This is a genomic window from Gymnodinialimonas sp., assembly GCF_059726805.1.
Genome location: NZ_AP041059.1, coordinates 2,286,800 through 2,299,299, shown reverse-complemented (window position 1 = coordinate 2,299,299; position 12,500 = coordinate 2,286,800). Strand labels below are relative to the sequence as shown.

At 63.8% G+C, this 12,500-nt stretch carries 13 protein-coding genes; 8 read left to right on the top strand and 5 right to left on the bottom strand.

The genetic code is table 11. From position 1 onward, the window contains the following. Window positions 1–48: 48 nt before the first annotated feature. The 4 genes from dxr to frr all read right to left on the bottom strand — a co-directional run bounded on the left by dxr (window position 49) and on the right by frr (window position 3,479). Window positions 49–1,245 (bottom strand): 1-deoxy-D-xylulose-5-phosphate reductoisomerase, encoded by a 1,197-nt coding sequence (dxr, locus tag AC6I9R_RS11230; RefSeq protein WP_461425655.1) that lies wholly within the window; start codon window positions 1,243–1,245, stop codon window positions 49–51. Beyond that, a complete protein-coding gene (locus AC6I9R_RS11225) occupies window positions 1,242–2,075 on the bottom strand; it encodes a phosphatidate cytidylyltransferase (RefSeq protein WP_461425654.1) in 834 nt (277 codons plus the stop codon). Before AC6I9R_RS11225 ends, dxr begins: the two co-directional genes overlap by 4 nt. Window positions 2,076–2,083: 8 nt before the next feature. Beyond that, window positions 2,084–2,809: a polyprenyl diphosphate synthase gene (uppS, locus tag AC6I9R_RS11220; protein WP_461425653.1), complete on the bottom strand. Its 726-nt coding sequence runs from the start codon at window positions 2,807–2,809 to the stop codon at window positions 2,084–2,086. 106 nt (window positions 2,810–2,915) lie between these two features. Further along, window positions 2,916–3,479 (bottom strand): ribosome recycling factor, encoded by a 564-nt coding sequence (frr, locus tag AC6I9R_RS11215; RefSeq protein WP_461426606.1) that lies wholly within the window; start codon window positions 3,477–3,479, stop codon window positions 2,916–2,918. Window positions 3,480–3,723: 244 nt separating this feature from the next. On the opposite strand from frr, the gene AC6I9R_RS11210 reads away from it, so the two are divergent. After that, on the top strand, window positions 3,724–4,182 hold the full coding sequence (locus tag AC6I9R_RS11210; protein ID WP_461425652.1) for a GNAT family N-acetyltransferase: 459 nt from the start codon (window positions 3,724–3,726) through the stop codon (window positions 4,180–4,182). 62 nt (window positions 4,183–4,244) lie between these two features. On the opposite strand, the gene pyrH is transcribed toward AC6I9R_RS11210, so the two are convergent. Continuing rightward, window positions 4,245–5,006, bottom strand: coding sequence for a UMP kinase (gene pyrH / locus AC6I9R_RS11205; protein WP_461425651.1), 762 nt, complete (start codon window positions 5,004–5,006; stop codon window positions 4,245–4,247). A gap of 130 nt (window positions 5,007–5,136) precedes the next feature. Between pyrH and miaA the strand changes: the two genes are divergently transcribed. The 7 genes from miaA (at window position 5,137) to AC6I9R_RS11170 (ending at window position 12,478) form a co-directional block, all read left to right on the top strand. Beyond that, the gene (gene miaA / locus AC6I9R_RS11200; protein WP_461425650.1) at window positions 5,137–6,003 is read left to right on the top strand and encodes a tRNA (adenosine(37)-N6)-dimethylallyltransferase MiaA; all 867 of its coding nucleotides are present in this window, start codon (window positions 5,137–5,139) and stop codon (window positions 6,001–6,003) included. Window positions 6,004–6,128: 125 nt separating this feature from the next. Then, window positions 6,129–6,935: a helix-turn-helix transcriptional regulator gene (locus tag AC6I9R_RS11195; RefSeq protein WP_461425649.1), complete on the top strand. Its 807-nt coding sequence runs from the start codon at window positions 6,129–6,131 to the stop codon at window positions 6,933–6,935. Window positions 6,936–7,186: 251 nt separating this feature from the next. Then, window positions 7,187–8,842 carry an ABC transporter substrate-binding protein gene (locus AC6I9R_RS11190; RefSeq protein ID WP_461425648.1) on the top strand — a complete coding sequence of 552 codons (1,656 nt, stop codon included), beginning with the start codon at window positions 7,187–7,189 and terminating at the stop codon, window positions 8,840–8,842. Window positions 8,843–9,022: 180 nt separating this feature from the next. Further along, a complete protein-coding gene (locus tag AC6I9R_RS11185; RefSeq protein WP_461426605.1) occupies window positions 9,023–10,132 on the top strand; it encodes an ABC transporter permease in 1,110 nt (369 codons plus the stop codon). Next, the gene (locus AC6I9R_RS11180; protein WP_461425647.1) at window positions 10,132–10,485 is read left to right on the top strand and encodes a hypothetical protein; all 354 of its coding nucleotides are present in this window, start codon (window positions 10,132–10,134) and stop codon (window positions 10,483–10,485) included. Before AC6I9R_RS11185 ends, AC6I9R_RS11180 begins: the two co-directional genes overlap by 1 nt. Continuing rightward, on the top strand, window positions 10,485–12,023 hold the full coding sequence (locus AC6I9R_RS11175; protein WP_461425646.1) for an ABC transporter permease: 1,539 nt from the start codon (window positions 10,485–10,487) through the stop codon (window positions 12,021–12,023). Before AC6I9R_RS11180 ends, AC6I9R_RS11175 begins: the two co-directional genes overlap by 1 nt. Next, window positions 12,023–12,478 carry a hypothetical protein gene (locus AC6I9R_RS11170; RefSeq protein WP_461425645.1) on the top strand — a complete coding sequence of 152 codons (456 nt, stop codon included), beginning with the start codon at window positions 12,023–12,025 and terminating at the stop codon, window positions 12,476–12,478. Before AC6I9R_RS11175 ends, AC6I9R_RS11170 begins: the two co-directional genes overlap by 1 nt. Window positions 12,479–12,500 lie beyond the last annotated feature (22 nt).

Below are 12,500 nucleotides of genomic sequence, written 5' to 3'. Positions count from 1 at the left end.
GCGTTCTCTTTTGCCTTTGTTGAGGCCCTCGGGCCTCGGGTGGCTATCTTAAGGCCGTTGGGCCTTGGGTTGCTCGATCCGGGACCTGATCTGTGCGCGGGCCATGTCTCTGGCGATCTGGTCAGTTTGCAGCACGTCTTCAAGAGTGTCTGGGGCAATTGAAAGGCTGCCCTGTGACGACATAGCGTCGAGCGTCGCGGAAACGATACCTGACATCTCCATGAAGCCGATTTCGCCCGCCAGAAAGCCATCCAGAGCGATTTCCTTGGCGGCGTTGAAGATACAGCCGCTGCGCCCGCCCGTCTCCATTACCTCGCGCGCGATCTTGAGCGCGGGGTAGCGGGTGTCAGAGGGCGCGTGGAATTCCAGCGTGGCGATCTGCGCCAGATCAAGGCGCGCCACGGGAAGATGCGTGCGCTCGGGGTAGTGCAGCGCGTAGCCGATGGCGTGGCGCATATCGGGCGGCCCGAGGTGCGCCATGAGGGCACCGTCGTTGAAGCCCACGAGGGCGTGGATCAGGGATTGGGGGTGAACCACGGCCTCGATCTTGGCGGCCGGTACGCCAAAAAACTCTTTGGTTTCAATCAGCTCCATGGCTTTGTTGAACATTGACGCGCTATCGATGGTGATCCGCTGGCCCATGTCCCAATTCGGATGCGCGCCGGCATCGGCGGGCGTGGCGCTTGGCAAGGCGCTTTCAGGCCAATCGCGCAGACCGCCGCCCGAGGCGGTGATGATGATCCGCTCCACCGCCGCCATATCCTCGCCCACCAGCGCCTGGAAAACGGCGGAATGTTCCGAGTCCACCGGCAGGATCGTGGCGCCGTGCTTTTTCGCCTCGGCGATCAGAAGCGGCCCGGCGGTTACGAGGCTTTCCTTGTTGGCCAGCGCCAAGGTCGTGCCATGGCGGAGCGCGCGGAAGCCCGGCGCAAGGCCTGCGGCGCCGACGATGGCGGACATGATCCAATCGGCGGGGCGGTCAGCGGCCTCCAGCAGCGCGGCCTCGCCGGCCGCGGCCTCCACGCCCGAGCCCTCCAACGCGGCGCGCAGATCGGGCAGCAGCCCCTCCTCGGCTGTCACCGCGAGACGCGCTTCCAGCCTCCTCGCATCTGCGGCGAGCTGTTTGATGTTTCGCGCGCCGGTGAGCGCCACGACGTCATAGGCCTCCAGGTTGCGCGCGATCAGGTCGATGGTGTTCTGCCCGATGGAGCCTGTGGCCCCGAAAATGCTGACCCGCCGTTTCATGACACCACCGTGTAGCCTGCCAGCACGAAGGCCAGCCCCGCCACGGTGAAGGCGCCGAGCATGCCGTCGAAGCGGTCCAGCGCGCCGCCGTGGCCGGGCAACAGGTTGGAGCTATCCTTGACCCCTGCCCGCCGTTTCAGCGCCGATTCCGCGATGTCGGCCATCTGTGCGGCAAAGGCCACGGCGATCAGAAAGATCGCCGCCACTCCGACCGACGACGTGCCGCCCGCAAAGCTGATCGCCAGGGCGATCAGCCCCGCCATGACCCAGCCCGAGGCGGTGCCGGACCATGTCTTGTTGGGGCTGAGCGAGGGCCAGAACTTCGGCCCGCCGATCAGCTTGCCAAAGAAGTAGCCCGCCACGTCGGTGGAAATCACCACGGCCACCACGACCCACATGACCATCGGGACCGATTGATGCAGGTAGAAGAACAGGAAGGTCGCCAGCGGGATCATCGCGCCGAACAGAGTCTCCAGCCTGCTTTTGTGCACCGGGATCGCGGTCACGATCATGCTGACAACCATGACACCTGCCGCCACCGGCGAAATCGCCAGCACGCCGTCCGAGGGTGTGACCAGCATGTGTTCCAGGATCAAAGCGCCCGCCAGAAGCGCCGAGCTGAGCACTGTGCAGCCCATCGCCACGGGCGACGACAGCCGGATGATAAGACGGAAATACTCCCACATCATCACCGCGCCGAAGACCGACAGAAGCACCGCAAGGGCCAGCCCCCCCAGCCACAACCCAAGGCCTGCCACGGTCAACAGCACCAGCGCAGACACAATCCGGGGCAAGAGATCGGCGAACTTCGGTTTTGTGCTGGCCGCCATGGCCGCTCTCAGGCCTTCACAGCGCCGAAGCGGCGATCGCGCGCGCTGTAGCGCGCCACGACCTTGGCGAAGACATCCGCCGTGAAATCCGGCCAGAGCGTGTCGATGAACTCGTATTCCGCATAGGCCGATTGCCAGAGCAGGAAGTTGGAAATCCGCGCCTCTCCGCTGGTGCGGATCACCAGATCCGGGTCCGGCAGCACGTGGGTATCGAGGTACTTGGGGAAGGTCTCGTCGCAGACATCGCGCGGGTTCAGCTTGCCCATCGAGACATCATAGGCCATGCGCTTGGCGGCGCGGGCGACTTCATCTCGGCCCCCGTAATTCAGCGCAATCGTCAGATGCACGTGGTCATTGTCAGCGGTCAGAAGCTCCAGCCCGTCCATCAGATCCACCAGCGCAGGCTCCAGCCGCACGCGATCCCCGATGAAACGAACGCGCACGCCTTCTTCCAGAAGACCCGCCGCCTGTTGCCGGATGTAGCGCTTGAAGAGCTTCATCAGCCCGGCAACCTCGGCCTGGGTGCGCTTCCAGTTCTCGGTCGAGAATGCAAAGATCGTCAGATACTTCACCCCGTGATCGGGGGCGGCGCGCACGATCTCCTGCACCCGCTTGGCGCCCGCATGGTGGCCCACCAGACGCGGCCGGTGCCGCATCTGCGCCCATCGCCCGTTGCCATCCATGATGATGGCCACATGCTTGGGCGGGGTGCTGGTATCGGCGGTCTTAGACATATCAGAGGCGTCCTTTGAAGGTGTTTGCGGGTCTGCCGGGGCTCCGCCCTTTGAAACCCCAGTCGCTCCGCGGGAGCGACGGCCTGCCCAAGGGCAGGTTCGAGTTTCAAACCTGCATGATCTCTTCTTGCTTGGTCTCAAGCTGATCATCGACGCGCTTGATGAACGTGTCGGTCAATTCCTGCACCGCGCCTTCCCAGAACTTCTGGTCATCTTCGCTGATCCCGTCGGCCTTGGCCTTCTTCACCTGGTCCATCCCGTCGCGGCGCACGTTGCGCACGGCCACGCGCGCGTTCTCGGCATAGGTGCCGGCGACCTTGGTCAACTCGCGGCGCCGCTCTTCGTTCAACTCGGGGATGGGCAGCATGATAATGGTGCCGTTGAGCTGCGGGTTGATGCCAAGCCCGCTTTCGCGAATGGCCTTCTCGACCTTGCCCACAAGCCCCTTGTCCCAGACATTGACGGTGACCATCCGCGGCTCGGGCACGTTGACCGTGCCGACCTGGTTGATCGGCGTCATCGCCCCGTAGGCGTCAACCATCACCGGCTCCAGCATCGAGGCACTGGCGCGCCCCGTGCGCAACGAGGCAAATTCCGTGCGCAACGAGGCAATCGCGCCTTCCATCCGCCGCTCAAGATCGTCGGTGTCGAGCATGAAATCGTCTGACATATCTGGAATGGCCTGTTGTTGTTTGTAGATCGCCCGCTTGTAACCTGCCCCTAGGGTCGTCGGCAACACCCGACCTTGAGGGGAATTTGCGCAAGCGTTTTGCAGACCGCTGTGGGGCGCTTTGGGGCCGAACGACTGCGCGTCCCGCCGCGACTTCTTCCGTGGTAACGGTGCGGGCTCTCCCCTCCTCGCAAGGCGCGTCGCCCAAAGTGACAGAGATCGATATGGCTGTTACGCTTCGGGCATGCGCGATGACTACATCCTCAAACCTGCAACGACCCAGCACGCCGACGGCATCAGCCGTGTCATCCGCGACGCCATCGCGCGGGTCAACGCCAAGGACTATCCCCCAGCCGAGATTGATCGGCTGCTCCAGAACTTCACGGCAGAGAGGGTTCTGCAACTGCTCGGGCAACGGCAAACCCTCGTGGCCCTTGCGGGCGACGACATAATAGGCACCGGAGCACTCCACGGCGCCGAAGTAAAATCCGTTTTCGTTGCACCGGATTGGCACCGACGCGGCGTCGCCACCGCACTGGTGCGCGAATTGGAGCGGATTGCCAAACGCCAGGGGACGCAAACGCTCGAGGTGTCCTCGTCCCTCTCCGCCACGGCCTTCTATACGGCCATGGGGTTCCAAGAGACGTCGCGCAGCTTCTATGGCGACGAAGAAACCGTCTTGATGTCAAAGCCTTTGGGCTAAGCCGAGTCTCACGGGATCGGCGTCACATTCGACCGCGAGAACCAGGGCCTAACGCACACCAGTTACTCCACAACCTGCGTGAACGTCCCGCTGCCATCCAGGATCGACCGGAACCCGCCCGGCTCGTCTAACGAGAAGACCATGATCGGCAGCTTGTTCTCCCGCGCCAGTGCGATGGCAGAGGCATCCATCACCCCCAGGTGCTGCGCCAGAACCTCGTCATAGGTGACGGTGTCGAAGCGCTTGGCATCGGCGTGCTTGGCCGGGTCCTTGTCGTAGACGCCGTCAACCTTGGTACCCTTGAAGATCGCCTCGCAATCCATTTCCGAGGCGCGCAGGGTCGCCGCGGTGTCGGTGGTGAAATAGGGGTTGCCGGTGCCCGCGGCAAAGATCACAACGCGCTTTTTCTCCAGATGCCGGATGGCGCGGCGGCGGATGTAGGGCTCGGCCACCTCGTTCATCGTGATCGCGGAAATCACCCGCGTGAACACCCCCAGGCTCTCCAACGCGCCTTGCATCGCCAGCGCGTTCATCACCGTGGCGAGCATCCCCATGTAGTCCGCCGTCGTCCGCTCCATCCCCTGGGCGCTGCCCTGCAAGCCGCGGAAGATATTGCCGCCACCGATCACCAGGCAGATCTCCACGCCCAACTCCTGCACCGACTGGATCTCGCGGGCGATCCGCTCGACTGTGGGCGGATGCAAGCCAAACCCCTGATCGCCCATCAGCGCCTCGCCCGAGATCTTCAGCATCACGCGGTTGTAGCGGCTGCCGTGGTCTGCGCTGTCCCCGGAGGTGGCGTCTGAGGTGGCGTGGTTGGGCATCGGGCTATTCCTTGTTTGATCTTGCGGCGCGACAATGGTCTAAATGCCGCGCCGGTTCAATGTCTGATCGGGCCCAATTCCGGGCCCGGGGGCGGCGGCGCGGATCACATGAAGAACGCCCCGTAGACCCTTGATAGACATAGATTCCATACCTCTCTCTAAACCCGTCCTGATCGTCGGCCCGACGGCCTCGGGCAAAACCGCCCTGGCAATTGCCATCGCCCGCGCCCAGGGCCGCGTGATCCTCAACGCCGATGCGCTACAGGTCTACGACGGCTGGCGCGTGCTGACCGCGCGCCCCGCGCCCGAGGAAGAGGCGCAAGCCCCCCACCACCTCTACGGCCATGTCCCGTTCGAGGCCCATTACGACGTCGGCCAATGGCTGCGCGATGTCACGCCGTTCCTCGCCCAGAACCCGATCATCGTCGGTGGCACCGGGCTCTATTTCCGCGCGCTGACCCAAGGCCTCGCCGACATCCCCGCCATCCCAGCGCACGTCCGGGACGAGGCCAACGGCCTCTCCCTCCAATCCCTCCTCGCTACGCTCCTCGCAGGTGACCCGAAGCTTGCCGCGCGCATCGATACCCAAAATCGCATGCGCGTGCAGCGCGGGTGGGAGGTGCTGCGCGCCACCGGGCGCCCGCTGTCGGAATGGCAAGACGCCACCGGCGCGCCGCTTCTGCCCTTCGAAAACGCCACGGCCCTTGCCCTCACCCCGGACCGCGACTGGCTCAACGCGCGCATTGCAACGCGCTTCGACCAGATGATCGCGCAAGGCGCCATGGAAGAGGCGAAAGCCAACCTCCCCCGCTGGCCCCGCGCGGGCGGCGCTGCGAAAGCCATCGGCGCGCCCGAGCTGATCGCCCACCTTCAGGGTACGCTCACCCTGCCCCAGGCCCGCGACGCCGCGATCATCGCCACGCGTCAATACGCCAAGCGCCAACGCAGCTGGCAACGCACGAACACCCGGGCCTGGAGGCAAATCGCCCTGCCCTAGGCCCCGCATTCATCTTGCCCGAAAAACTCCGGGGGACAGGCGGTCCCCCGGACCGCCTGGGGGGCGGAGCCCCCTAAACCCGTTTCCCCCTTGCACCCCCCGCCCCCACAGATACCCTACCGCCCATGTTCGAGACCTCCCGCAAACCCACCGTCCATTCCGTGGCTTCCCTCGGCAAACTGCGCATGCAGGGCGCGTGGCGGGTGGAACTGCTCCACGCCTCGCCGCGTAATCGGCTTTACTGGATCACGCGCGGCCAGGGGCGGGTGACGGTGAACTGCGTGACCCGCGGCTATGGGCCGAACACCGCCGTCTTCGTGCCCTCCAAAGTGCCCATGGCGTTGGAGCTGGCCTCGCAAACCCAGGGGCTGGAGCTGTGCCTGCCCCCCGATGACAGCCTCAAGCTGCCCCTCGATCCGTTCCATTTGCGGGTCTCCAACATCGAAAGCCAGGCCGCGCTGACCTCGCATATCGAGAAGATCGAGGGCGAATTGGCGGCCCAGGCCCCAGCGATGGACCAGGCGCTGACCGCCTATTCGCTGCTGGTTTCGGCCTGGATGGCACGCGAATTGGCGCGTCAGGAGGGGGCCATCAGCCGCCAATCCTCGCGCCGCCTGGCCGAGATGTTCGCCGAGCGGATGGAGGCGCAATTTCGCGCGGGCCTGGGCGTCGCGGATTTCGCGCGCCAGTTGCATGTCACCCCCACCCACCTCAGCCGCGTCTGCCGCGAGGCCTCGGGCCGTCCCGCGCTCGCGCTTCTGAACGAGCGGATCATGTATGAGGCCCGCCGCCTGCTCCTGGAAACCGACCTTCCCGCGCGCGAGATCGCGCAGCAATTGGGCTTTTCCTCACCCGCGTATTTCACCCGCGCCTTCGCCCAGGCCGTGGGCCGCACGCCCTCGGAATTTCGCAAACCGACAAAGCGCGGCTAGGCCGGCAGGCCCCGGCCAACCTGTATACACCTATTCGGTTGCATCACGGCCCAATGTCGGTTCTGTTGGGAATTGATGTCGCAAACAGACCACAGAGGGCGCAACTGACGATTGACGCAGGTGTCCAATACGGATGCTAATGCGCTCAGTTGACCACGCGCCCGGCAAAATTGGACCAAAAAAGCCAAGCTGTGCGGTATGAGGGACGACATGACCAACAAGACGAAGACGTCACAGGGAGACGACGACACATGAAAGATTTCACCCATATGACTGCCGCGACGGGCCACAAAAGCCACCCCGTCGCAGAGATGTATGCCGCCGAGCATAAGGCGGGCAAACTCGACCGCCGCGAATTCCTCGTGCGCTCGACCGCTCTGGGCCTGAGCGCCGCCGCCGCCTACTCGCTGATCGGCACCACCCCCGCCATGGCCGACGGCCACCGCGCCGTGCCCGCCGCCGGTGGCACCCTGCGCATCCAGCAGGAAGTGCGCGCCCTCAAGGACCCGCGGACATACGATTGGTCGCAGATGGCCAACGTCAGCCGCGGCTTCGTGGAATACCTGGTTCAGTACAACAACGACGGCTCGTTCGAGGGCGTCTTGCTGGAAAGCTGGGAAGCCAACGAGGACGCCACCGTCTACACCCTCAATGTCCGCCAGGGCATCATGTGGAACAACGGCGATGCCTTCGGCGCCGAAGACGTGGCCGCCAACATCATCGGCTTCTGCGACAGCACCGTGGAAGGTAACTCCATGGCGACCCGCATGGGCGGCCTGGTCGACCCCGACACCGGCGTGGCCCGCGACGGCGCGGTCGAGGTCGTGGATGATCACACCGTGCGCGTGACCTACCCCTCGCCCGACATCACTTTCATCCCCGGCATCGCGGATTATCCTTCCGCGATCCAGCACCGTGACCTGATCGGCACCAACCCGGCGGACCACGGCGTGGGCACCGGCGCGTATGAGATCACCAACTACGAAGTCGGTGTCTCCGCCACGCTGCGCCGCAAGGAAGGCCACACCTACTGGCGTGACACGTATCTGGACGAAATCCAGTTCGTCGACCTGGGCCAGGACCCCGCCGCATGGTTCGCGGGCGCCGAGGCCGACGAGTTCGACATGACCTACGAGACCGTCGGCGAATTCGTGGATCTGTTCCAGGCCATCGGCTGGGACCAGTCCGAGGTTGTGACCGCCGCCACCGTGGTGATCCGCCCGAACCAGAACAACGCGCCCTATGATGACGTGCGCGTGCGCAACGCCATCCAGATGGCCGTCGACAACCAGGTCTGCCTCGATCTGGGCATCAACGGCCAGGGCGTTCCGGCAGAAAACCACCACGTCTGCCCGATCCACCCGGAGTATGCCGAGCTTCCGGCGCAAACCTTCGATCCCGAAGCCGCGCGCGCGCTGCTGGAGGAATCGGGCAATGCCGACACCGAGTTCGAGCTGGTCTCCATCGACGATGATTACCGCAAGAACACCACCGACGCCGTGGCCGCGCAGCTGCGCGACGCAGGCTTCAACGTGACGCGGACGATCATCCCCGGCTCCACGTTCTGGAACGACTGGACGTCCTATCCGTTCAGCTCCACGAACTGGAACCACCGCGAATTGGGCGTGATGATCCTCAACCTCGCCTACCGCTCCGGTGTGCCGTGGAACGAGTCCGGTTTCTCGAACGAGGAATTCGACACGCTCCTGTCGGAGGCCAACGGCATCCAGGACGCCGATGCGCGTCGTGAGGTCATGGCCCGTCTGCAGTCGATCATGCAGGAAGAGGGCGTCACCATTCAGCCCTACTGGCGCTCGCTGTTCCGCCACTCCCGTCCGGGCCTGGTGAACAACGACATGCACGCCAAGTTCGAGATCAACGTGCATTACCTGGGCTTCGAGGCCTAAGCACATCTCATCACCGGCGCCCGCCACCCGCGGGCGCCGGTTTTTTCTCAGCGGTTGGGCCACACGCGCCCGCAACGGCCGCGCTGGCCAAACCCCGCCCCCGCACATGCGATGAGGCAGGGACAGTGCCGATCAAGCTTTGCCTGCATCGCAGGCATGGCCAGACACAGGGGATACGACATGGGGGCTTTCATCCTGCGCCGAACCGGCGTGATGATCCTGACCGCACTTTGCCTGACACTCGTGGTGTTCTTTCTCACCAACCTGTTTCCCAACCTGGAGAAACTGGCGAAGACCCAAGGCAACGCCCGGATGACCGACGAAGAAGTCGTCAGCTGGCTGGACCGCAATGGCTACGGCGGCCCGCTTCTGGTGCGCTACGGCGAATGGTTGGGCGTGGTGCCCGGCTGGACCCGCGAAGACCCCGATACCGGAGAGATCACCGGGCGCTGCATCGATTTCGAGATGGACCCCGCCGATGCCCCCACTCGCTGCGGCCTTCTGCAGGGTGATCTGGGTTTTTCCACCGTCTCTGATGAAGACGTTGCCAACGTCTTGCCCGGCCGCCTTCTTCTGACATTGAAACTGATGGGATGGGCCTTTGGCCTGATGGTCCCCGCCGCCCTTCTGGTGGGCGTCCTGGCGGGGATGCGCGAAGGCTCGCGCCTCGACCGATCGCTCTCAACCCTCTCAATCGCCTCGACTGCGACGCCTGAATACGTCTCGGGCGTGATCTTCATTGTGATCTTTGCCTCAACGACGGCGGGCCTTTCCGGCGCCCTGGCCGAATGGGGCTGGCTTGGCGGCGAAGGCTGGCTGGGGGATCGCCGCACGCTGTTCCTGGGCTCGGCCCGCTCGGCGATGGAAGACATCACGTTCTGGAACTTCACTCTGCCCGTCGTCACCATCGCGCTTTATGGCATGGGCTACATCGCGCGGATGACCCGCGCCTCGATGGCCGAGGTGATGACCGCGCAATACATCCGCACGGCGCGGCTCAAGGGCGTCAGCTTCCGCAACATCGTGCTGAAACACGCCCTGCGCAACGCGCTGATCGCACCGTTCACGGTCATCATGCTCCAGTTCCCCTGGCTTCTGACCGGCGTGGTGATCGTGGAGACGCTGTTCAACTACAACGGCTTTGGCTGGACCATGGTGCAGGCGGCCTCCAACAACGATATCGAGCTGCTTCTGGCCTGCTCCATCGTCGCCGTCTTCGTGGTGCTGCTGACGCAGCTGATCTCGGACATCGGCTACGTCTTCCTCAACCCCCGCATTCGGATCGCATAATGAACGTATTGCTAAAAACAGTGCTGTGGATTGTCACTGTCCCGATTGCGGGCATTGGGTTGATCCTGCTCGGCCTATGGGGCTTTTCGCGCCCGCAAGACGAACGCTTTTTGGAGTACGGACTTGAACGTTTCTCAAATCATCTGAGGACCGTGGACGCAACGCCTACACCTGTACCGGCAACCGAAGACTGCCGCTTCGCACTCATCGACATTCCATTGCGAAGCCAAATCACGGTCATTTGCCGCGCCGTATTTGAGACTGGCGTGTTGGCATACGGCCGATACGTCTACTGGGATGATGGGCAACTAAGCCAATCTACTTTCTCAGCGACTTCCAAGGAGGCCCTCTAATGGAACCCCTTACCTGGACCGGCTCCTTCGGAGCGTTCCTCAACCCGATCATGCTGGTGGCCCTTGTCGTCTTCGTCCTGGGTTTCCTGACCAACACCGTACTGACGATCATGGGCGTGCGCGCCGGAGAGTTGGAGTTCAACGGCGACGGCACGATGTCCCTGCGCAAAACGCCGATGGATTACGCGCTCGATACGATGAAATACGCGGTGCTGTTGTTCGTGGCGTGTTGTGTGGGCTTCATCATCGGCGGCCTGGTGCTGCCGACGATTGAGCAAAAGGGCATCCTGGGCGCCATGGCGCAGCGGCTTTTGCCGGTGTGGATCGCACTGATCGTGACCTTCGCGGTCTCGATTACCTTCAAGCGCAGGCTGGGGCTTTACGGCAAACTCTTCGACAGCCCCATCGGCATGGCAGGCTTCTTGCTGGTGATGTTCTGGATCTTCTCGGCGATCTTCTCAGGGGTCTTCCCGCTGGTGCCGACCCACGGGGCCATCGACCTGATCTCCAGCATGCGCAACGAGTTGCCGGGCACCCCCCTGCCCGCGCCGGAAGATGGCGAGTACCCCTACTACCTTCTGGGTGGCGACAACCTGGGCCGCGACGTCTTCAGCCGCGTGTTCTTCGGGGCGGCGGACGTTCTGCAGATCACGCCCGTTGCCACGCTTTTCGCCTTCATGGTCGGCATCACGCTGGGTCTTCCGGCGGGCTTTTTCGGCGGCAAGCTGGATACCGTGCTGACCTTCATCGCCAACCTCGCGCTGGCCTTCCCGGTAATCCTGCTGTTCTTCCTGCTGGTGACGCCCGAAATCGTCGCCGCAGGCGTGCCGCAGTACATGTCGATGGTGTTGTTCCTGTTCCCGATCCTGTTCCTGATCGTGCTGTTCAACTCGCGCTATCACACGGATCCAAAGCGCCGAAATATCTATGTCGGTATCGCCGCTTTGGTGGGCATCATCCTCTACCTCTCCCTGATCTCCGCTACGGGCAGCGTTATCGATGTCCTGAGTTGGTCCGAATTTCCCGCTTGGTGGCCTGAACGCCTAAATATCGGGTCGGCGGAAAGCACGCTGTTCTCTATGCCTCTGCCCCAATCTCTTGATTTGTTCGACATCGCGGGCAACCTGTTGATCGTTTTCGTCTCGGTCGTCTTCGTGAACTCGCCCACCGTGTTCCGCATCGTGCGCGGCATCACGCTGGATGTGAAAACCCGCGACTACGTGGCCGCGGCGCAGACCCGCGGTGAAGGCCCCTGGTACATCATGCTGTGGGAGATCCTGCCCAACGCACGCGGGCCGCTGATCGTCGATTTCTGCCTGCGCATCGGCTACACCACGATCCTTCTGGGCACGCTCGGCTTCTTCGGCCTCGGCGTCAGCCCCGAGTCGCCCGACTGGGGCTCCACGATCAACGAAGGCCGCCGCCTTCTGACGATCTACCCCCACCCGGCCCTGCCGCCTGCACTGGCGCTGATGAGCCTTGTGCTTGGCCTCAACCTGCTGGCCGACGGCCTGCGTGAAGAAAGCCTGAAGGATTGATGCGAAAGCTACCCCTCCTCGGATCTGCGATCCTCCTCGCAGCGGCACCCGTGGCGGCACAGGACTTCGACCCTGACCTCACGCAGTGCCTGGCGCGCACCTATATCGCCCTCGAACAAGCCGAGGGCGATATCGAGACCGCGTCAGATACCCGTGTGGCCGAGTTCGCGGCGATGCTGGAATCGACCTCGTCCGCGATCAGCCACATGGTGGCGCAGCGGTCCAATTGCACCCGCCCATTCGAAGAGATGATCGCCGCCATCCAAGCGGCCCATGCGGGCGTCGTGGCCGAGTTCCAGGCCCACCTCGCCACATCCGGCGATGTCGTGGCCACCTACGCCGAGACGATCCTGGAGCCGATGCGCGCGTGCCACCAAGCCATCGGACAAGAAACCATCGAGGCCGCCAATGCAGACCGCCTCACCAACGGATACGCCTGCGGGTGGGGTCAATGAAGCAGCCGCGCGTATGCACAGG

Bases quoted from the DNA above. Each gene is read 5' to 3' on its own strand.
- dxr (WP_461425655.1), bottom strand. From the start codon at position 1,245: ATGAAACGGCGGGTCAGCATTTTCGGGGCCACAGGCTCCATCGGGCAG.
- AC6I9R_RS11225 (WP_461425654.1), bottom strand. From the start codon at position 2,075: ATGGCGGCCAGCACAAAACCGAAGTTCGCCGATCTCTTGCCCCGGATT.
- uppS (WP_461425653.1), bottom strand. From the start codon at position 2,809: ATGTCTAAGACCGCCGATACCAGCACCCCGCCCAAGCATGTGGCCATC.
- frr (WP_461426606.1), bottom strand. From the start codon at position 3,479: ATGTCAGACGATTTCATGCTCGACACCGACGATCTTGAGCGGCGGATG.
- AC6I9R_RS11210 (WP_461425652.1), top strand. From the start codon at position 3,724: ATGCGCGATGACTACATCCTCAAACCTGCAACGACCCAGCACGCCGAC.
- pyrH (WP_461425651.1), bottom strand. From the start codon at position 5,006: ATGCCCAACCACGCCACCTCAGACGCCACCTCCGGGGACAGCGCAGAC.
- AC6I9R_RS11195 (WP_461425649.1), top strand. From the start codon at position 6,129: ATGTTCGAGACCTCCCGCAAACCCACCGTCCATTCCGTGGCTTCCCTC.
- AC6I9R_RS11190 (WP_461425648.1), top strand. From the start codon at position 7,187: ATGAAAGATTTCACCCATATGACTGCCGCGACGGGCCACAAAAGCCAC.
- AC6I9R_RS11185 (WP_461426605.1), top strand. From the start codon at position 9,023: ATGGGGGCTTTCATCCTGCGCCGAACCGGCGTGATGATCCTGACCGCA.
- AC6I9R_RS11180 (WP_461425647.1), top strand. From the start codon at position 10,132: ATGAACGTATTGCTAAAAACAGTGCTGTGGATTGTCACTGTCCCGATT.
- AC6I9R_RS11175 (WP_461425646.1), top strand. From the start codon at position 10,485: ATGGAACCCCTTACCTGGACCGGCTCCTTCGGAGCGTTCCTCAACCCG.
- AC6I9R_RS11170 (WP_461425645.1), top strand. From the start codon at position 12,023: ATGCGAAAGCTACCCCTCCTCGGATCTGCGATCCTCCTCGCAGCGGCA.